25 protein-coding genes are annotated in these 19,901 nt (G+C 33.3%); 13 read left to right on the top strand and 12 right to left on the bottom strand.

The window, feature by feature from the left end:
• Positions 1-13 precede the first annotated feature (13 nt).
• The 5 genes from AB1K81_RS02670 (at position 14) to AB1K81_RS02650 (ending at position 5,033) form a co-directional block, all read left to right on the top strand.
• Positions 14-724 carry a Crp/Fnr family transcriptional regulator gene (locus tag AB1K81_RS02670; protein WP_412976104.1) on the top strand — a complete coding sequence of 237 codons (711 nt, stop codon included), beginning with the start codon at positions 14-16 and terminating at the stop codon, positions 722-724.
• A 227-nt stretch (positions 725-951) separates the two neighbouring features.
• On the top strand, positions 952-2,181 hold the full coding sequence (locus AB1K81_RS02665) for a hypothetical protein (RefSeq protein WP_412975104.1): 1,230 nt from the start codon (positions 952-954) through the stop codon (positions 2,179-2,181).
• Between the two features lie 27 nt (positions 2,182-2,208).
• The gene (locus AB1K81_RS02660; RefSeq protein WP_412975103.1) at positions 2,209-3,369 is read left to right on the top strand and encodes a hypothetical protein; all 1,161 of its coding nucleotides are present in this window, start codon (positions 2,209-2,211) and stop codon (positions 3,367-3,369) included.
• A gap of 49 nt (positions 3,370-3,418) precedes the next feature.
• On the top strand, positions 3,419-4,309 hold the full coding sequence (locus AB1K81_RS02655; protein ID WP_412975102.1) for an ABC transporter ATP-binding protein: 891 nt from the start codon (positions 3,419-3,421) through the stop codon (positions 4,307-4,309).
• A gap of 22 nt (positions 4,310-4,331) precedes the next feature.
• Positions 4,332-5,033, top strand: a complete 702-nt coding sequence (locus tag AB1K81_RS02650; protein WP_412975101.1) for a hypothetical protein — start codon at positions 4,332-4,334, stop codon at positions 5,031-5,033.
• Positions 5,034-5,108: 75 nt separating this feature from the next.
• On the opposite strand, the gene AB1K81_RS02645 is transcribed toward AB1K81_RS02650, so the two are convergent.
• Positions 5,109-5,510, bottom strand: coding sequence for a cytochrome C oxidase subunit II (locus AB1K81_RS02645; protein WP_412975100.1), 402 nt, complete (start codon positions 5,508-5,510; stop codon positions 5,109-5,111).
• 327 nt (positions 5,511-5,837) lie between these two features.
• Between AB1K81_RS02645 and AB1K81_RS02640 the strand changes: the two genes are divergently transcribed.
• Positions 5,838-7,307, top strand: a complete 1,470-nt coding sequence (locus AB1K81_RS02640; protein WP_412975099.1) for a multicopper oxidase family protein — start codon at positions 5,838-5,840, stop codon at positions 7,305-7,307.
• A 140-nt stretch (positions 7,308-7,447) separates the two neighbouring features.
• Here the strand turns inward: AB1K81_RS02640 and AB1K81_RS02635 are convergent, their stop codons facing one another.
• The 5 genes from AB1K81_RS02635 to AB1K81_RS02615 form a co-directional block, all read right to left on the bottom strand.
• Positions 7,448-8,197, bottom strand: a complete 750-nt coding sequence (locus AB1K81_RS02635; protein ID WP_412975098.1) for an SDR family NAD(P)-dependent oxidoreductase — start codon at positions 8,195-8,197, stop codon at positions 7,448-7,450.
• 130 nt (positions 8,198-8,327) lie between these two features.
• Positions 8,328-8,483 carry a hypothetical protein gene (locus AB1K81_RS02630; RefSeq protein ID WP_412975097.1) on the bottom strand — a complete coding sequence of 52 codons (156 nt, stop codon included), beginning with the start codon at positions 8,481-8,483 and terminating at the stop codon, positions 8,328-8,330.
• Positions 8,484-8,533: 50 nt separating this feature from the next.
• On the bottom strand, positions 8,534-9,004 hold the full coding sequence (locus tag AB1K81_RS02625; protein ID WP_412975096.1) for an NUDIX domain-containing protein: 471 nt from the start codon (positions 9,002-9,004) through the stop codon (positions 8,534-8,536).
• A 13-nt stretch (positions 9,005-9,017) separates the two neighbouring features.
• Positions 9,018-9,479 carry an NUDIX domain-containing protein gene (locus AB1K81_RS02620; protein WP_412975095.1) on the bottom strand — a complete coding sequence of 154 codons (462 nt, stop codon included), beginning with the start codon at positions 9,477-9,479 and terminating at the stop codon, positions 9,018-9,020.
• 124 nt (positions 9,480-9,603) lie between these two features.
• Positions 9,604-10,272 (bottom strand): MOSC domain-containing protein, encoded by a 669-nt coding sequence (locus AB1K81_RS02615; RefSeq protein WP_412975094.1) that lies wholly within the window; start codon positions 10,270-10,272, stop codon positions 9,604-9,606.
• A 534-nt stretch (positions 10,273-10,806) separates the two neighbouring features.
• Here AB1K81_RS02615 and AB1K81_RS02610 point away from each other — a divergent pair.
• On the top strand, positions 10,807-11,670 hold the full coding sequence (locus AB1K81_RS02610) for an ABC transporter permease subunit (RefSeq protein WP_412975093.1): 864 nt from the start codon (positions 10,807-10,809) through the stop codon (positions 11,668-11,670).
• Complete coding sequence (locus AB1K81_RS02605) at positions 11,663-12,580, top strand: ABC transporter permease (RefSeq protein ID WP_412975092.1); 918 nt, start codon at positions 11,663-11,665, stop codon at positions 12,578-12,580. The genes AB1K81_RS02610 and AB1K81_RS02605 overlap by 8 nt, the downstream gene beginning before the upstream one ends.
• 36 nt (positions 12,581-12,616) lie before the next feature.
• Here AB1K81_RS02605 and AB1K81_RS02600 read toward each other — a convergent pair whose 3' ends face one another.
• Together AB1K81_RS02600 and proC are read right to left on the bottom strand one after the other, a co-directional pair.
• Positions 12,617-13,567, bottom strand: coding sequence for a GrpB family protein (locus AB1K81_RS02600; RefSeq protein WP_412975091.1), 951 nt, complete (start codon positions 13,565-13,567; stop codon positions 12,617-12,619).
• Positions 13,568-13,708: 141 nt separating this feature from the next.
• A complete protein-coding gene (gene proC, locus AB1K81_RS02595; RefSeq protein ID WP_412975090.1) occupies positions 13,709-14,503 on the bottom strand; it encodes a pyrroline-5-carboxylate reductase in 795 nt (264 codons plus the stop codon).
• A gap of 180 nt (positions 14,504-14,683) precedes the next feature.
• Here proC and AB1K81_RS02590 point away from each other — a divergent pair, with 180 nt between their 5' ends.
• From AB1K81_RS02590 to AB1K81_RS02580, 3 genes are all read left to right on the top strand, one after another.
• On the top strand, positions 14,684-15,241 hold the full coding sequence (locus AB1K81_RS02590; RefSeq protein ID WP_412975089.1) for a hypothetical protein: 558 nt from the start codon (positions 14,684-14,686) through the stop codon (positions 15,239-15,241).
• A 272-nt stretch (positions 15,242-15,513) separates the two neighbouring features.
• Positions 15,514-15,984 carry a hypothetical protein gene (locus AB1K81_RS02585; RefSeq protein WP_412975088.1) on the top strand — a complete coding sequence of 157 codons (471 nt, stop codon included), beginning with the start codon at positions 15,514-15,516 and terminating at the stop codon, positions 15,982-15,984.
• Between the two features lie 219 nt (positions 15,985-16,203).
• Entirely contained in the window at positions 16,204-16,467 is a 264-nt protein-coding gene (locus tag AB1K81_RS02580; protein WP_412975087.1) for a hypothetical protein, read from the top strand.
• An 842-nt stretch (positions 16,468-17,309) separates the two neighbouring features.
• Here the strand turns inward: AB1K81_RS02580 and AB1K81_RS02575 are convergent.
• The 4 genes from AB1K81_RS02575 to AB1K81_RS02560 form a co-directional block, all read right to left on the bottom strand.
• A complete protein-coding gene (locus AB1K81_RS02575) occupies positions 17,310-17,762 on the bottom strand; it encodes a hypothetical protein (protein ID WP_412975086.1) in 453 nt (150 codons plus the stop codon).
• A complete protein-coding gene (locus AB1K81_RS02570) occupies positions 17,763-18,290 on the bottom strand; it encodes a hypothetical protein (protein WP_412975085.1) in 528 nt (175 codons plus the stop codon).
• Positions 18,291-18,484: 194 nt separating this feature from the next.
• Positions 18,485-18,760 carry a YolD-like family protein gene (locus AB1K81_RS02565; protein WP_412975084.1) on the bottom strand — a complete coding sequence of 92 codons (276 nt, stop codon included), beginning with the start codon at positions 18,758-18,760 and terminating at the stop codon, positions 18,485-18,487.
• Positions 18,761-18,790: 30 nt separating this feature from the next.
• Positions 18,791-19,006 carry a hypothetical protein gene (locus AB1K81_RS02560; protein ID WP_412975083.1) on the bottom strand — a complete coding sequence of 72 codons (216 nt, stop codon included), beginning with the start codon at positions 19,004-19,006 and terminating at the stop codon, positions 18,791-18,793.
• Positions 19,007-19,529: 523 nt separating this feature from the next.
• On the opposite strand from AB1K81_RS02560, the gene AB1K81_RS02555 reads away from it, so the two are divergent.
• Together AB1K81_RS02555 and AB1K81_RS02550 are read left to right on the top strand one after the other, a co-directional pair.
• A complete protein-coding gene (locus AB1K81_RS02555) occupies positions 19,530-19,748 on the top strand; it encodes a hypothetical protein (protein ID WP_412975082.1) in 219 nt (72 codons plus the stop codon).
• A 17-nt stretch (positions 19,749-19,765) separates the two neighbouring features.
• Positions 19,766-19,900 (top strand): response regulator transcription factor, encoded by a 135-nt coding sequence (locus tag AB1K81_RS02550; protein ID WP_412975081.1) that lies wholly within the window; start codon positions 19,766-19,768, stop codon positions 19,898-19,900.
• The last annotated feature ends 1 nt before the right edge of the window (position 19,901 follow it).

The raw sequence follows: 19,901 nt of genomic DNA, 5'->3' as shown, positions 1-19,901 counted from the left end.
GTTAGCTAGTTTAATGATTGGTTCAAAGAGCAGTGCAAAATTATCTATTTCAGACGAATTAAGAGAATTATTAGACACTAACAGTACATCAAAAACTATCACCAAAGATTCCTTTTTATTTCACGAAGGTTTAGAGGCAAACGAAATATATATTATTAAAACTGGACTAGTTCAAGTCTCTAAACTAACAGCAGATGGGAAAGAATTAATTCTTCGTATTTGTAATCAAGATGATATCGTTGGAGAATTGTCTTTATTTAGTGATGATCCGAAATATTTACTAAGTGGAAAAGTACTATCATCAGGCGAGGTCCAAGTTATCAATAAAAACGAGTTAGAAAAAGCTTTAGTTTCGCATAGTAAATTGACTTTTGAGTATATGAGGTGGTCTAGCACTCAAATGCGAAAGTTCCAATCTAAAATAAGAGATTTATTGTTAAATGGAAAAAAAGGTGCTCTATATTCTACTTTAATTCGTTTGGCAAATAGCTACGGACTTGAGCAAGATGAAGGCACATTAATTGACGTTGCCTTAACGAATCAAGAACTAGCTAACTTCTGTGCAGCTACACGTGAGAGCGTAAATCGGTTACTCGTTAAACTTCGCCATTTGAATGTGATTTCTATTGATAAGTCCGGAAGAATTTCTATTAAAGATATCAACTATTTAAAATCCGAAATAGGATGCGAGAACTGTCCTCTTGAGATATGTAATATTAATTAGATATAGATACATTTCTATCTATAATAGAGTTTAAAAGTCTACCAAATTGGTGGACTTATTTTTGTTTTAGCTAATCACCTTCTCCCTTCCCGTAACTTCAATTTACCATTTGCATTTTTTGCCAATTACTCTTAGTATTGAATTAAGGTGAGTTTTCAATAAATTCTAATTCTACATAAAAATAGGACAATATCATCTGTTAATTGGCATTTAAAGGGGTAATCAATATGATTAAATCAATGATAATTCACGAATTTAAAATGATGATTAAAAACAAAAAGAACATTTTATTTATTATTGCACTGGTAAGTCTTATTTTAAGTTATGCAATTTTAGTCCTTCCGAAACTAGAAACAGCAGATTCCTTTGATCCAGAGGAAATGGAAGTAGAGGTAAAAAACTTAGAAGTTTTTACTCAAGGAATGATTAACAGAGGCGGTACTGGGTATGGTGGCATGACAGGTGCCCCTTATGCGAATAACACATACTCCTTAAAGGTGCAGTCGAGAATGCTTCAAGCCTTTGAAGACAAGAACTTTTACCGTTTTATCCAATTGCGGATGAAAGGCTTTGACTATGATGTACAGAGTGAAAGTAGAGATTGGTTGTTAATTGCCAATGCTCCTTTTCCCGATTTAGATCATAATCGTAATGCAAGCATAAAAAACCTTCGATATCAAGGTTTATTAGATGCTAATATCCCAATTACATATGAAATGATTGAACAAAAGACAGCTTTACAAACGGTTACTAATTTTCTATTAGGAACGACCGCGTTTATGGTGTTATTTTGCGCCATCTATTTTAGTAGTGACATCATTTCGAAGGATAAACAGCATAGAAGTCTCTTGCAAGGTATTCCGATAGGCTGGTATCGTCTAATCAATATAAAATCAATAGTAGCATTTAGTTACACCTTATTAGTTTTACTAGGACTGGCACTTTTAGCAATCATAATTATCTCCATTCAAAGTGGTTTTGGTTCCTTTAAACTCTCCGTGCCAATTACACTACCTAGCTCTCAACCCGACGATTATTTCGGATATAGATTTGCCGAATTCGATACGATTTCCATTGGTAAATTTCTATTATTAGCCTGTGGAATTATACCAATACTTAGCTATCTGTTTATCCGCTTAAACGCTATATTAAGCTTATTATTTAAAAACTCTTGGATTGTTCTGATGATTAGTTCAGTCATTTTATTTTCTGAGAGAATCTATTACTCTAGGACATTAACAGAGCTTTTCGGTATTAACGTTAGCAATCTACCGCAGACATATTTTGACTTTGGTAGAGTTATTTCAGGCGAAAAGTATTATTTGGTTAATGTAGAGGCAATTACGTATAGTAAAGCTTTCATTGTTTTACTTTGTACGATTTTAGTAATAGAACTTGCCCTTTTTATTGTATCTCGTATAGTTAGCAAACGTCGCTTTTACCGAAAAGCGGCATGATGTCAATAGACAGAAAGGAAAGTCGATATGTTTTGGAAGTATACACTTTTTGAAACGAAAATTTTATTAAATAACCGAAAAAGTTGGTTTATCGCTATATTCCTTCTTATCTTTTTCACCTTGTTTTTTATGTATTACAGCCAAGAGGAGCCACTCTCTTTAGCTGACCAAAAAAGAAGTGAATATAACATGTCAGCTGCCGCTTTCGAATATCTTGATCTTTTCCGTCACGATTTACCAGAGGTTGCAGAAGTATACGATTACTATACTCAAGCCCATTCCTTAATAGGGATGCAGACTTGGTATATTGGAAAAGGAAAAGATGGTGACCAGTATATTGAAAATGGACTGGAAATAAATCGATTACGACTAATCATACATGAACTAGGCAATGAGGGAATACCTGATCATTTAATCGTTCCTAAAGAAGACATCTTAAAAGAGGATGCATTATTGCGTTATATTAAAGAAAATAATCTACCAATTGAATCAGATTCATATGCGACAAATCATTATTTTACTAATGTTCTTGCTATGGTTTCAGGATTATTGTTCCTTGTCATTGTGTTAATAAGTGGAAATGAAATGTTACTTTATGAAAGAAGACATCTTTCCGTTATGAGGGGCTTTCCAATTTCATTCATGAGTAAAATAACAAGTAAAGTATTAATCCAGTTTCTTCACATTTCTGCTTTTCTACTACTTGGGTTTTATATCGGTAGTATTTATGTAGCGAATAAGTTTGATGCGGGTGAATTCTCCTTTCCTATTTTAGTGTATCAGAATGAAAATTATATTGCTGTTTCAACAGGACAGTACTTGCTTTATATCTTTTTAGGATTGGCACTTGCAACTATATTAATATTATTTTTATCTATTTTATTAAATATGTTATTCAAAAATGCGTTCGCTAGTATTCTAATTGGTTTAGGTATTTTTATAATCCCCGACATTACAATGGCTGCTGGATTTAAGGCAACTTTTTTACATCCAATCAAGTATATAGATATAAATAAAGTTCTTACCGGTGAGCTTGCGACACAGTTGGGAAATAGTTCTATTGATTACTGGAATGCAATGGCAACATTAGGGATAATTACAGTCATTTTAGTTGGCATCATTTATGGGATAAATAAGTTTCATTATCATAAAGTACCTAAAGAAGTTCCGTTAGAAAAAGCTTTTTAATCATTTAGAAGATAGGACCATTAATAATCTTATAGAAAAGAGGATTGTTATGCTAAAACTAGAAAATGTATCTGTTAAATATAAAGATAAAATCGTTCTAGATAACCTTTCATTCGAGGCAAAAAGTGGTGAAATTATTGGATTGGTTGCCCCAAATGGAACTGGGAAAACAACTTTATTCAACGTTATAGCGAATTTTTTAAAGCCGAATAAAGGTAGTGTTACAATTAACGGAAATCTCAAGTATAAGTCAGAAAGAAAAGAAATATCGATTCATAAACAACTTGCTACATTTCCTGACCAAGGTGATTTATTTGAAGAATTGACTGGCGTAGACCATATGAAGCTTTATGCGAACATGTGGAAAGGTACTACGAAGCATGTAAAAGAAATTTATGAACAATTACAGATGGAAGATTATGTGAAAAAGAAGGTTAAAACATACTCTCTTGGGATGAGACAAAGATTATGTTTTGCTATGATTGCCGCCGCGGACACGCCAATCATGCTGATGGACGAAGTAATGAACGGACTGGATGTAGCCAATGTTTCCCTTATTTCCAAGAGATTAATGCAAATGAAACAAAAAGGAAAACTTATATTCGTAGCTTCCCATCTGCTTTCCAATCTGGATTTATATGCTGATCGTGTCTTGTATTTAAAAGGTGGGGATATCATTCATCAGCAAGCATTAAATGAATCTACAGATGAATATTTGAAACTAGAGATAACTCCAGAGCAATATGAGAAATTAGTATATACATTACCTGAAGGGCATCTTTTTATTGCGAATCACCTTTGCTGTATCCCTATAAAAGATATGAGCAGTGATGAACAAAAAGAATGGGTTGTTAGACTGTCTGCATATAAGGACAAGGAGCTTAGCATTGGACCACTAGGAACGGCTGAATACTATGAAAAATATTACCACGAATTTTAAAGATTACTAGGAGGGAAATAAAATGAAACGGAGCCTGTTCCTCATGTTTATCACTTGCCTATTCGTTTTAATCGGCTGCAGTAACGAACCCTCGAAAAAGGTATTACGATATCAAGAAAACAATGAAATCATCGGAAAGGAAAGAGATGAAATTATTGGAGAATATAGTGATACCATTTACGAATCTATTGACCGTAGTAATTCGAAAGCAACTGAAATGATGATTGGTCCTATCAAGGGAACTGGAGAAGATATCACGCCACCAGAAGGTAGATATACGATAACTTCTGTTCCAGCATCGGATGGGTTTCCACAATCTGGTCGGGTGCTCGTCTACGATGAAGATGGGGTACTTTTAATAGATGAATTAATCGATTACTCATTTGGTGTAGGTAGTGTTACTGTAAACTTAAATGGGACTCACACCGTTCATGTTGATGGGTTAGATGAAGTTCTTTTCACTCCTGTAACGACACAAATTTCAAACGAGCTTTCCGCAGGCATTTGGGAAGTTGGGCAAGATATAGAACCAGGAGATTATTATGTGTATGCTGCATCGGATTTTGCTTTCGGGGATTTACATATTTTCGAGGAAGGAGAATCACCGAAAGTTTTCGAATTTCTTAACACTTCACCAGAATCAAAAATTGAACTTCAATTAAAAGAGGGGCAGAAATTAAGGGTTAGTGGATTATCACTACTTCATTTTGAGCCTAAATCATAATAGGGAAAAAAATAATCCTCATTCACATGTAAGTGAAATGGGATTATTTTTTTGTTGAAATTTTATCGTCTATGATTATTGTACGACTAAAGTTGCAGCCATCTCGGCATGACCTGTACCACACATGATATTACAATATATTTTATATTCCCCAGGTTTCGTTGGTGTAAATGTTGCTTCCCCATCACCCTGGATTTCAATATCGAATTCGTCAATTGAAATTCCATGATGTCCTTCTTCATTTGTAAGCGTAACTTTTACTTCTTCACCTGCTTTTACAGTAAATACATCTTGACCAAGATCAAAGTTTGTTGCTACTAGATTTACTTCATTATTTGGATCAGGTGCAGGAGCTTGTTCACTTTCGCTTGTATCAGATGATGTATCTGCTTCTTTTGAATCTGACTCCTCCCCACCACACGCTGCTAAAACTAAAATGATAGAAAAAAGTAATGCTGATAATAAACCTTTTTTCATCCTATATTCCTCCTAAAAGCAATTCTATTTACACATTTATCTTATCGGAATAAACCATTATTTAGCTGTGACATTTGTCACAAAATGAAGACAAGATTTTTGTCTAGGTTATTATAAGTCAAGATAAACATTCATTTCCCTTTCTACATAGATATAACATTATCATTTTACTAATTGCTCTCCTTTGTTTGGTGGTTTTCACACGTATGCTATAAAAATCGAGAGTATATATTGTCAAAAAACATTTGGATTATATTCATGAAAAATGTTTTCCTACCGTGTACAATAAAGAGAGTTCGTTTTTTTAATAGATTGGAGAATTTTGAGATGAAAAAAACTTATATTTATATAGCATCTATTCTTGTAGTAGTGATTGCTGTTATATTGTTAATTATGAACATCGTAAAAGACGATGAATCTTCTTCTGATTCACCTGATTTATCTAGTTTGGTAGAGTCAAAACCTTTACCGATACCACCAATCCTAGAAGACTTAAATCCAGATCCAAATAAAGCTGAATTCCATTTAACCGCACAACAGGGAACTACGGAGATTCTAGATGGAATTCAATCAGAAACATTAGGGTATAACGGGAGCTTTTTAGGACCTGTCATTAAAGTACACGAAGGTGAACGTGTAAAAGTGAAGATGAAGAATGATTTAGAGGATGCCACAACCCTTCATTGGCATGGACTTTTAGTAGATGGGGAGAATGATGGCGGACCACATTCTGGAATTAAGCCTGGAGAGACTTGGGAACCGGAATTTACCATTGAACAACCGGCAGCAACACTCTGGTATCATCCTCATATGATGAATGCAACAGCAAAACAAGTTTATGAAGGTCTTACTGGTTTATTTATTATTGAAGATGAAGTGTCTGATCGTTTAGCAATACCTAAGGATTATGGTATTAATGATTTCCCATTAATTATTCAGGATAAAAAATTAGACGAAACTGGTAATATACAATACAACCCTGAAATGAATGATATGATGATGGGATTATATGGGAATGCTTATTTCGTGAATGGGGCTATTTCACCATATTTGGAAGTACCTAGAGGAATGGTTCGTTTACGTCTACTAAACGGATCTAATGGTAGAACTTATCAACTGGAGTTAAATAACGGACAAGAGTTTTTTCAAATTGCAAGTGATGGTGGCTTTTTAGAGAAACCAGTAGAAATGACCTCGATTAGTTTAAGCCCTGCAGAACGAGCGGAAATATTAGTAGATTTTTCAAAATTCGAGCCTGGCGAAGTAATAAAACTTGTTGATACGATTTCTGAATTAGGAAAAACGATTTCTAAAGATAATGTGTCATTTATGGAGTTTGTTGTGTCAGATACGGAATCAAAGATTTATCCAATCCCGGAACAACTAACACAGATTGAAACGATTAACCCAGATAGTGCAACCGTTACTAGGGAAATGGTAATGGCAGGAGTAGGCTCTACCCTAACTATTAATGGAAAATCGATGGATATGGGTACCATTGATGAAGTCGTAACATTAAATGATACTGAAATCTGGGAGGTAAGTAATCAGCGGACAGGTATTCAAGGCGGTATGCCACATCCATTCCACTTACACGGTGTCCAATTCCAAGTTATTGATCGTGACGGAAACCCACCGCCCGAAAACGAAACCGGCTGGAAGGATACAATCTTAGTACAACCAGGTGAAACCGTACGAATTATTACTACCTTCAAACATAAAGGGCTATTTATGTATCATTGCCATATATTAGAACATGAAGACGCGGGAATGATGGGCCAATACGAGGTTCGATAGATTGTCACTTCCCATGTCTTGTAGAATAAGAAAGTCTCTAGGGAAATTTCCCCTGAGACTTCATTTATTTTCCAAGCTTTCTTAATACTATTCTTTCGATCAACTGCCAAGGTATAAATTTCTTAACTAACCATAACGATTTAGCACCCTTTCCAACTTGATAACGAAACTTTGGTCGCTTTAATCCACATATTCCGAACTAATTTCGCTACCAAGATTGGGTCACCAGCATTTTTGTATGATTGTCTTGCTAAGTGTAATGTATTTGCCTTTACTCTTTCATCTTCTCGAATATTTGCTTCTATTTCTAAACCTTTTTCCCAAATTCCTGTTTTAAAAGACGCGGGCTCTACAAGTGACACATAGATGTTTTCTGGTAGAAGCTCCAACCTTAAGCTCTCACTATAACCTTCTAAAGCAAACTTTGAAGAACAATACGGCCCTAGACCAGGAAATCCAAAATATCCACTTACACTACTTAAATTAATTATTTGTCCATTTATTGATTTCCTTAATAAAGGTAAGAAATAGAAAGTAGTCTGAATAACTCCTAATATATTTGTATTGTATTGATTCTGCCAATCTTCTATTGATAAATCAGTTGTGAAACCGCCTTGTGAGTACCCTGCATTATTAATAAGTACATCTAAATGTCCAAATTGACTTAGTACCCACTCACTTGCTTTCATTATTTCTTCCTCATTGGTAACATCCATCTGAACGTTTTTTAATTGGCAATGTAACTGTAACTCTCGAGCTATATCAACTAATTCCTTTTGATTCGATTGGTTTCTCATTGAAGCTACTACAAAGTATCCTGCTTTAAGCAATTCTAAAGTTATTAACTTACCAAACCCACCATTTGCACCTGTTACCAACGCTACTTTCATTACATTTCTCCTTAATCAAACTCGAAATCTATTGTACCTCTTTTAACTTTTCATAAATCAATAGGGTTTCTTACTACTAACACATCTTAAAGCTTCTTCTACTTTTTTCGTTTATTAATCCTTTCAATCTTTATTCGTAAAGCTTCCACTTCTTGATCTGACGCTTCCTACTTTTTGAAATCCATTGATAGTAAAAATAATTAGGGACAAGCATGATGATACTCAATATAAGCATTTCACCAATGAAATGATATTGGTCCGAAATGAATTGTTGTTTTCTATTCATCACAGTTCCCTTTTGTTTTTACCAATTTACAGTAATTCACCATGAAAATATTAATTTACATTAAAATGGTCAATTTCATCATTTAAAGAACTAGCCCACCATAATTCTTTTTTCCCATTTACATGATTATAGATCAATTCCCTTAGAGGATATGGCTGTAAATTATATATATTCAGTTCATTTATCGTTATCCAGAAAAATTCGATATGGTCTTCTTTTGATTGAGGATTTTCGTCAACAGGTACCTCTTCCATTTCAACGAGAAACAATTGATTTATTTCACAGTTCATATGACCTTTTTTCAACCATTTATGTTCCACCAGACCGAGGAATTTTTTTACTGTACATCTAAGACCCAATTCTTCTACAATCTCTCTTTCCAAAGCATCCTTTGCACTTTCCCCGAATTCAATATGCCCTCCAGGTAAAAAGGTATTCTGATACCCTTTTGCTCTAGCAACTAGTAATTTATTACCCTTAATCATTATTCCACGAGCCAAATGGTGAAAACGATTATCCATCATAAACCTCCCTTTAATTAACATCCCCTAAATAAACAGGAATCGCTTTTCCTTTGCTATAACCTATTAAATACTCTCTCATAGTTTGTGGATAAAGCCTATATTCTAATAAATCTGTTAACTCCAACCATTCTACATCAATTTGACCTTCATCTGGAATAGTCCCGTTTCCTACACTACTTCCAGGCTTAATCTTGCATAAAAACATATACTCAATTTGGTGCATTTCTCCATCAAACTCATGATGTTCATGATTTTTACCTATATACTCTCTAATAAATAAAAGATTACCAACTTCAACATTTGCATTAATTTCTTCTATACACTCTCTTCTTACAGCTTCATGGAGATTTTCTCCATGCTCTTGTCCACCACCAGGTAAAATATAGTAATCTCCTTCTTTATCCCGTTTTTTAATGGCTAAAAGTCTACAGTTCTCGATAATAATAGCCTTAGCAGAATTTCTTATTCCCATATCCTTCACAACCTTCTATCTTTAATAAAAATAATAAAATCGTACAGTAAACAATTTTCTGTACGATAATCTCATGTAATTATTAATCTAAGTTTTATTAGGGATTTGCCCTTATATAGTTTGGCTATTTACCATTCAATCGTTTTACTAATGAGCGCTTCCAACTCTCTGCGAGCAACTCACAAGCTACTAACTTTTCCGTAAGTATTAAATCATCCTTATTCACATACATCACTTCATTACAACGTGCAATGGTCCACTCTGGATAAGGACGTTCGAGTAATGTTAGTTCCTCCCCTCCCTCAACAAAACCTTCTTTCAAGACACGAAAATACCAACCAGTTCTACCTGTATCCTGGATTTGCATTGCCAAATCAATTGTTCGATGACGACGCCCAGGTTTCCAGCATGGTTTTCTTGGTTGTGAAACTTGAAGGATAGAATCACCAAATGAATAGGTATCCCCAATACAAACAGAATGTTCATCGATTAACGCTACGGCTAGGTTCTCCCCCATACCACCTATATCAATACCTTTTATATTACGTTCACATTGCCAATAATCATAATGACTCACAGGATAAGCAAATACCGCTTTTTCAGGTCCACCGTGATTTTTCTTATCTGCTACTTCGTCACCTTTCAAACCGGACTTACTAAGCCAAACTTCCATTTCAGTGTTCTCTTTAAACATGCCACTTTCCCATTGTTTATCTAAAGGATTGGTAGCATGAGGATTTCCAACCTGCTTTACCTTGCCTACTAATAATGTTTGAACGTATGGTGTTTTCATTATGTAACTCCTTATCTATCATAAAAATTGATTATTGAATAGGATATTCAACAATAGTGGACTCAGTAACAATACGATTGCAATTATTACAAGTGTATTGGAAATAACTTTAGGAAGTTTCTTTATACCCTTCCCCTTATACCATCCTGAGAATTGAAGCTTATTCCTATATAACACAAAATATAAAATAAGAATTCCAATCGACCCTAATAGCGTATATTTAGTTGGGATATCAAAACGTGCATATATCCAAAAAGTGACAAAAGAGCACACGATTCCGAATAAAGCTAGCAAAGCCAAAATACGGAAAAGTTCAAGTATGGTTCTCATGCTAAACTCCCTCTTTCTATAATAAAACATATTCTACCACTATATTAACATAAAATTTTAAATTATTTAGCTGTTTTAGCCTTTAAAACTCACCTTTATCCATAGTTGGGTAGAAATTAATTTATATTCTAACTTGACCGAGTTTTCTGATAGTGGTAATTTTTATTTATCGTTATTTTAATTGAATTACAAGGATGATGAAGAATGCGCATAGGAATATCATTTATCGGACTAATAATCTGTATCTTGTTGTTAGCAGCAGTTCCTCTATCAATCACCATCTCAGATGGAAATTTATCCATTCAGTTTCAAACCATAGTAGATTTAATCTTTAATTATTTTAGTAGTCTACTTAATGGAGACGCATTTACCTATCAACTAGGAAGAAGTGGTAGTTATAATATGCTCCAAGATGTGCCAAGTTACTTTATAACATCCCTACAATATTTAGAGATTGCGACATTTTTAACAGTGTGTCTCGGATTAATTATTTCTAGTTGGTATAGTAAATCAAAAAAAGAATGGTTAAAAGATATCATTGGGTTCCTTGGTACAATTCCTGATTTTATTCTAGTATTATTTCTTCAATTAGGGGTAGTGTTCATCTTTCAAACATTTGGCTTTCAAGTAGCAAGAGTAGCATCCCGCTCAGCTGAAGAAAATGCATTTTTACTTCCGTTAATTACATTAACCATCATTCCGACTATCTATTTAATACGAACACTTTCAGAGCGTACATATGATGTCTTAACCGAGGACTATATCTTATCTGCTAAGGCCAAAGGATTACAAAAGCACTATATTTATATAAACCATGTAATCCGTAATATTCTCCCTTTTTTAAAAGCTGATTTACACAAAGTGTTGGCGATTATGATGAGTAATCTATTTATCGTGGAGTATCTATTTAATATTAGAGGAATTACCGCGTTCATTTTTGGAGGATTCATGTATAACTACAACGTAATGGTAAATACATTATTTATTCTAGTGTTCCTCTATTTAATTATCTACTGGTCCATTCGGATATTAATATATTTTCTAGAAAGGGTGTTCGCCCGTGACTAATTGGAGATTATGGGTTGGAGGGGTTTCTACTAGTTTTATTATATGTATTGCACTTTTTGGATCATTTTTTGCCCCTTATGAAAAAGATTACGTAGAGCCTTCTGGGTATTACTATAATGGTCCAGATGATTTCGGTATGCACGCTTCTCCCTATCCACCTTCAAAAGAACATCTACTAGGAACAGATGAATGGGGATATGATATTTTAACTCTACTCCTTTATGGAGCAAAATATACAATCTTTGTTGGAATTGGTGTAGCTCTCCTTCGCATTTTTATCGGAGGATCTTTAGGAATCTGGTTTGGGCTATCAGGTAAAAATCAAAAAGAAGCAAATTCTTTCTTTGGATTACTCGGTAGTATCCCTGCTTTTTTAATTTTATATTTTTTACTAGTAGGGATAACTATAAACTCTCCTCTGTCTGTAATAGAACTAGTGATTTTGCAATCATTACTAATGACACTTGTCGGTATCCCAGGTGTTTATGCAGCAGTTTTTAGTAAAACTAATGAGTTAAGAGGAGAATTATTTATTACCGCAACTAGGGCATTAGGTGCTGGAAAACTTCGAATTATGGGAAAGCATATTTTTCCACATTTAAAAGGAACATTACTAGCAATGTTTATAAAAGAAATCATTCTAGTGCTTACTCTTATTGGACAACTAGGTATTTTTAACTTATTTTTAGGCGGTACAATTTTAAGACTAGGCGGACCACCTGTTTACATTTCAATAAGTAGAGATTGGTCTGGGTTAATTGGCCAATGGCGATCTTTCGTCTATAACTATCAGTGGATTCTTTTTTATCCATTACTTGCTTTTATTCTTGTATTATTTTCTTTTTATATTTTGTCTCGCGGAATTGAACTAAAACAAAAAGCTACCTTACAAAAGTATCCACATATTTAAGAAATAGCCTAGTTGCTCATTCACTAGGCTATTTTTTTAACCTTTGTTCTTGAATAGTTCAGGAATATGTTTAAGTGATAAAAAGGTTCTTAACTCACCATCTACAATAGGGAAGTCATCTGATTTTATCCACTTATACTCAAAAATCAGGCCAGCATCTTTATCTTCTCCACTTACTTTATGAGTCCAGTTGCTAGCAGTAGTAGGTGGAACCGATAAAAGAAAATCATGCCTTTCTACCATACGTTTAATAAACGGTTTATAATATCGAATAACACCGATTTTTCTAATAAGTGTAAAATCTGTTAATCCTGTTTCCTCCTTTATTTCTCGGTAAAGTGCCTCCATTAACTGTTCATGATCTTCTACGCCACCACCTGGAACTCGAAGGTATGGATAATTAATAGTTGATGGAAATGACAATGTTAGTAATTCATTTTCCCCTTCACTATTTTCACGTACAATATATCCCATTACAGAAGTTTTTCTATTTTTGCTTGCCCACCTTATTGCATTAGCAGTTAAGTTGGTAATTAGTTCTGCTTTTAATTGCTGGTACATACATACTTCCGTACTACTTTGTAAGATTTCTAATTTAAGATTCTTATATTTTTCCGCTTCTTTTTTAAACTCAATTAAATAATCTCGAAATACTAAATGTTGCGATATTTCTTTTGCACCAGCTTGATAAATATGTACATGATGTGTTCTTTTAGAATGAGATTCTTTCTGAAAATATCTTCTACCGCTTATTCCATTTTCTCCGCGTGGAAGATAACCGAATTTCATCATTATTTTATTAAAAGAATCTACATTTCCTATATCCTGTACTTCTACTAATATATCTATAATTGGCTTTGCAACCATACCAGGAATCGAAGTACTACCGATATGATAAATATGTAAAAGTTCTTTACCAAATATCTCCTTGAGCTTTTTAGCCTCAAACTCATATTCAATTATCCAATTGGGATTATAGGGTACCAACTCTAGTTTTCTAATAGCTTACCCCCCTTTTTTTTGAAAAATCTATCATTTAATAGTATAGTTTAAATCAATTAATCCGGGAAGTTACATGGGCAAATTAAAAGAAGAATCCATGATGGATTCTTCTAACCTACAACTTAGTTATTTCATTTTATTAATATTGGCTTGTACTGCTTTAATTATTGCTGATCGGAATCCATATTCTTCTAATGTTGCAACTGATTCAATAGTGGTGCCACCTGGTGAGCAGACATCATCCTTCAGTTTACCAGGATGCTCCCCGGTCTCTAATACCATCTTCGCCGAACCAATCAGAGCTTGTGCAGCAATGCGATATGCCTTATCTCTTGGCATACCATTTACAACTGCTGCATCAGCTAATGCCTCAATAAACATATAGCCAAACGCTGGCGATGATCCACCAACAGCACTTGCTGTGTCCATTAATTTCTCATCGATAATTTCTGCCTTTCCAAAGCTTTCAAACAACTTTTTTACCTCGTCTTGTTCCTCAGGTGTAACAAGCTCATTAAAACTAATAGTAGTCAACCCCTCTCCAACAAGGACAGGTGTGTTAGGCATTGCTTTTACCATCTTTACTTTTTTATTAAATCGTTCTTCGTTTTGTAAAATGGTTTGTCCAGCTGCAATTAAAATGATAATGGTATCCTTTTTCACGACATCTTTTATTTCTTCTATTATAAAAGGATATTTGTCAGGTGTTACGGAAAGAAAGACGATATCACATCTATCTGCCACTTCTTTATTATCCTCAGCAATATTAATTCCATATGTCACTTTTAGATCAAGTAATTTAGGCATTGTTCGATTGGAAGCATAAATGTTTTCAGGTGATGCAAACTCTGAGGTCAGGATACCACCGATAATTGCTTCTGCCATATTCCCACTACCAATAAAACCTATTTTTCGTTTCACGTAAAAAATCCTTTCCACTGTTGTCGTAAGAGTTCATTTTAGTATATTGATAGCTTTCTGGCAAACCATTTATTTATAGATTCCTTCAAAAAAATATCAATAGTTAATTGTATATAGTGTTTAATTTGAAACAAAATATAATGAAACATAATCCAATCGATAAAACTGGAGGATAAATAGATGGATAATAAACAAATATGGAATGAAATCTATGATAAAAGCGAGGAACTAAATTCTTCCCTGATTTCCTATTGGATAGAATATTCGAATATAGACTCCTGGCAATTCTGGTTTGTTTTAGGTTTATTGATAATTCCATTAATAATATTGTATTTAGCTATAGATCGTACAAAGATATTTGAAATACTTTTCTTTGGATTCTCCATACATATGTTATGGACTTACATTGACACATTGTTAGGTTCTACAACGCTATTCGTCCACAAATATTTCCTTATTCCTTTGTTGCCATTTGCTTTAAGTTTAACCTCTTCAGTTCTTCCTGTTGGTTTTATGCTTGTATATCAATATTGTTTAAATCACAATAAAAACATTTACTTTTATACTATCCTTCTTAGCGCTTTATTTTCGTTCGGATTTTTATCGTTGGAGAAGTTATTAGGGTTAGTAGACTTGAATGGTGGCATGAATGAATTTTATGTGTTTCTTATAGACCTAGTAATTGTATTTTTATCTTATTGGCTAACATCGATTATAAAGAAATTTGCTAAGTATTAAAATGCTTCAATCATTATTAAACCAACTAGATGCTATTGATTTAGTCTATTGCAGTTTAGATGAAGAAAAATACTTCTAATAGCAAAAAACACAAAATATAGAAAAAGCAAAAGCCCTTGATTATTCAAGGATTTTCTTATTGATTCTTGATTGGGCTCGAACCTACGATCTCCACCCAGTCAAGGTAGCCTTGCCAATATTTTCATTATTTTCTTAGGATATTTCAATATTTAAAAGGGAACTCTACGCTTTGAGAAAGGGATGATAAAGGAATGACTCTCAAAATACAAAGGTTATTTAACATTGCTATGGTATTAATAACTTGGTTAACACTTCCAATGTTTGGGTTACGAAACTTAAAACGTTTTCTTCCAAGTACCGTCCTTGTAATTCTATTTGAAATAGTAAACGCCCTGTATGGTAAAAAGCAAAAGTGGTGGGTATTTTATAATAAACCTAATTCCTTCTTGTTTGGAGAAGCACCTTATTACTTAGGGCCATTTTTAGGAATCTCCTTGTGGTCATTAAGATGGACCTATGGAAGCTTCAAATGGTTTATTATACTAAATGGCATTATACATATATTGTTTGCCTATCCTATTACATTTTTGTCTAAAAAAATAAAATATTATACTTTAGCTCGAATTAATAACATTCAATTTTTCCTATACTTCTTTTCTAAAGCCTTTTTATTATACGGGTTTCAACATCTATTTGAACAAATAAGACACAAAAAAAACTAACAATGCAATTAAACAGGTTCATAGTAATTACTATATTTAAAAGCACTCTGCTTATTTTTAAGGCAGGTGTTTTTTGTTATGCTAAGAAGGTTTTAAAATTAATTCAGTCGATTTAAAAATGTAATTTTTTAACAGAATAATCTTTCCTTATTTATAGAAACTATTACTGTTCTTAATACAGTTTTAGTATTTAAAATAAAAGAAAGATGGTGTGTTTTTATGAATAAACGTGGTGGAGCGATGACTTCATTACTTACTGCAGGCGCAGTTGGTGCAATAGCATATGGTGTTAGAAAAGGAATGCAAAACGGAACATTTCAACGCTGGCAACAAACCATTACGAACGCTATGAATAGTCCTCAAGCTCAGCAATTAACACAACCCTTAAGTAACATGGCGAACAACCAAGGAATTCAACAAATGGCTACTAACTTACAAAATGGATCAAATGCCAATCAACAGCAACAACAAGCGTCTCGATAATTCTTTAGGGCTATATAAATAACGATATTTGGTCAATAATTTTAGTGATCAGTTTGTTCTAAGCTTACATTCAAATTATCAAGTGTAAATAAAAAGCCCTTGTTATCAAGGGCTTTTTGAGTGATTCCGATTGGGCTCGAACCAACGACCTCCACCCTGTCAAGGTGTAGGAGTAGGGGAAATCAAGATTATTAATAGGTTATAAACCCATATTTAACAATAATACATTTAGTTATTTATGAACCATTGCGAAATAACTAAAACCAAATTATTTCCCTGCAAGATGTCGGCAGTTTGTCGGCAAGGTATTCTCTAGAATAATACAACTATAAATCCATACCCAAACACACCAGCTACACCTTGCTCTGCAAAAGTTTTAATATAATTTCCTTAAATAGTAAATAGAGCACTAAAGGAATTAACAGGAGCTTGGACAAGGAAAAATATAGAGAGAATGACTGATTAACTGGTAGAGTATATATCAGCCATCCCAATCCTTATAGGAGTAACAATTCCAGTATATAAAATGAGTAAGGAAATGAATCTAACTGAAGAACTAAAAAAGAAATCTCACAGATATTTTCAAGACTTTATTATGAGAGCTGAGGAAGAAACATTAAATTACTTAGCGAAAAACGTCTTTAAACCAAAGGATTGATAACAATGAATAGTCTAGTTATGAAATACATTGCTTACCCTCTTGTAGTAACAGTATTTAAAATTAAGTCTTCTTATTGATTAAATTGACCAAAAAAGAAGCTCCTTTAATTTGAGGAGCTTTAATCAATTTGCATAAATTAAGTATAAACAATCTACCCAGAATAGTAGATTGTTTTTACTATTTATTCTTGATGACTAGATTCCTTAATAATAATACTTGGTTCGTAATCACTAATTATTTCCAATACACCATCTGCAACCGGGTACAAGTGATGTTCTAGATTTATCGAGTCATCAGCAAAACCTGATTTTTTAACAAAATCTATGAAATCAGAATTTATCATTTTATAAAACTCAAGATTGTTATTTGAGATCATTTTAGATTTTTTTTGTGCCTCCAACATTAGATCTACAAGAGAACTTGATTGTAAAATTTCATTCGAATAGCGATAAGCCCAAACATAATCTCCAATAATTTGTGATGAACCGTCATATACAATCTCTATCTTTGTATTAACTTCATCAAGTAGTGATATCATTAAACCATTACTTGCAAGGGTTATATTGTGTTCATATATTCTTCCTTTTAAGATTTGATTTTTGGGTCTCCAAACTTTTAATTCCGGCTTTGCCATTTATTCCACCTCTATTGGTTTAAACGATTGTATAGGAATTGGTCCATCATAATACCTGATTTTGTCAATGTAATATTGACCTCTGATATTATACTGTAAGGACCAAGGATTGCCGTTAGTACCTGTAGAACGATATAAAGTTACAGTACCTTCTGAAGTATCCTTTAAATTGCTATTACCTGATCTCACAGTACCAGGCATTGCATCAAAGTGAGATTTAGCTTTAGAATAACCTCCAGTGTTTGAATAGTTTACATATCTTCCATTTGTATTATTTTTTGTTGCTTGAGATCTAATTACACCCCATTGTTGATTAGGACCACATTGTATAGTTACCCCTGAATCCTTTTCAGTAACATTTAAAGTCACAGGATTAGTTTTAACACCCATTATTTCTGGACCTACTCCCCATTTGCAACTCGGAGGAGCCGCCGAAGCAGGGTTTGCATTCATCCCAATAAACATTAGTGTCATTATTAAGAATACAGCTAAAGTTTTCAATGCTTTACTACATACAGATTTGATCATAATATTCTCCTCTCAATTTATTTAGTTAAATATTAGTTTTTTCTACTCCACTTTCATTTTATAACTAATAATTCTATATCTTACAAAAATATCCTGCTATTTATTCTTGGGAAAGTTCGAATAAAAAAGAGCTACTAACCCCCAAAAAAACTTTCCTAATTTCCTAACATAAAAAAACCTTCATAAAATGAAGGTTAATCAATTTGCAAATCAATAATATCATGCAGTTTAATTCTGGTACCGTCACAAAGTAGGATATGTTTATCCAGTACATCAACCGTATCGAGTTTTGACCTAACACTCTTGTAATCATGATTTTTGTAGTATTTAATAATCACCGTTAAATCATTATGAATAGCAAGCTGCAGCTTCACGTTAATCTCTTCTATCTGTTGCTCATCAAGTATAGGCTTCTTTTTATAATCTTGCTGCTTCCACATCTGATTCAAGGTAACATCATTGCTGTCCATTTGATACTACCACAATCATTTACGTTCATATTATGCACCTACCTTCTTGTTGATTGGTCCAGCTGAAAGGATATTCTCAAATCCAAAATTTCGTACTTTTTTACGCCAATAGCAAAGAGCCACAATAGAATTATCATCCATGCTAATAACACGAATGAACCGTTGCGTAACATTGTTCTTGTTATCGATATAAAAGATAACGATCTTCTCTTTGTTTTCGATGGAGCGTTGAAATAATCCTTTCATCATTAGAGCACCATACAGAACATTTGTTCTTATTGTAACTAAAAATACAAACACATGCAAGATGGTTTATTTTTCTTTAGATGATAGTTCACCAATTTCCTCATCATCTTCGTCTTCAAACACTAGTGGGAGTATTAGTGGATTACCTAGTACATCAACAGTCATTTGGGATATCAATAATGAGAATCTAGTTAAAAGATTTGATGCTAGAAATTGTTTATTATTTTGTAAATAAATATTGGGTCGTAATCACTTATTACCTCTACAGAAATAGGGAATAACTGATGTTCTAAATGAATAGAATCGTCAGCAAAAACCCGAGTGAATCTCTTCTATCCCTTTAACCACTATTTCTTTCTTTTATTACCCTTTTATCGACAAATATCATGACTAAATGACAATGAATCATTTTTTAAAATAACCCAAAAGGGCTATAAATTTGACTCAAAAATACTATGCCATTTGTACGGTCATTGATGTACGGTTAAACTACTAAATATTTTTCTGCTGAGGGGGAACAGCTATGGAAATAATAACTTCCTTACGATTTGAACAAAAAGAAATTGACCATTTAATTCTTGCTTTACAAATAGCGGTTGAAGAGGAGGAAAGGAAAAGATTAACTCATGATCAATTAAAACAGATGGAAAAACTTCTAATTACCTTAAAGAATTATTCGAGCATATATACGAATACTAACGAAACTTATCATAAAAAAAAAGACTTACAAAGAGAGAACTAGAGATTTTTGACTTTCTTATGAACGGTTATTCTATCAAAGAAATAGCAAAGCACTCATATTCATCATCAAACACAATTAAAACTCATGTGAAAAGTATTTACCGAAAGTTAAATGTAAAAAATCGAATTGAATTGATTATTCATTTTAAATAAA

It is taken from the genome of Ornithinibacillus jepli (assembly GCF_047228935.1).
GTDB lineage: Bacteria > Bacillota > Bacilli > Bacillales > Amphibacillaceae > Ornithinibacillus.
Note: the sequence above shows the minus strand (reverse complement) of the source record. Positions and strands in the feature narration are given on the sequence as shown.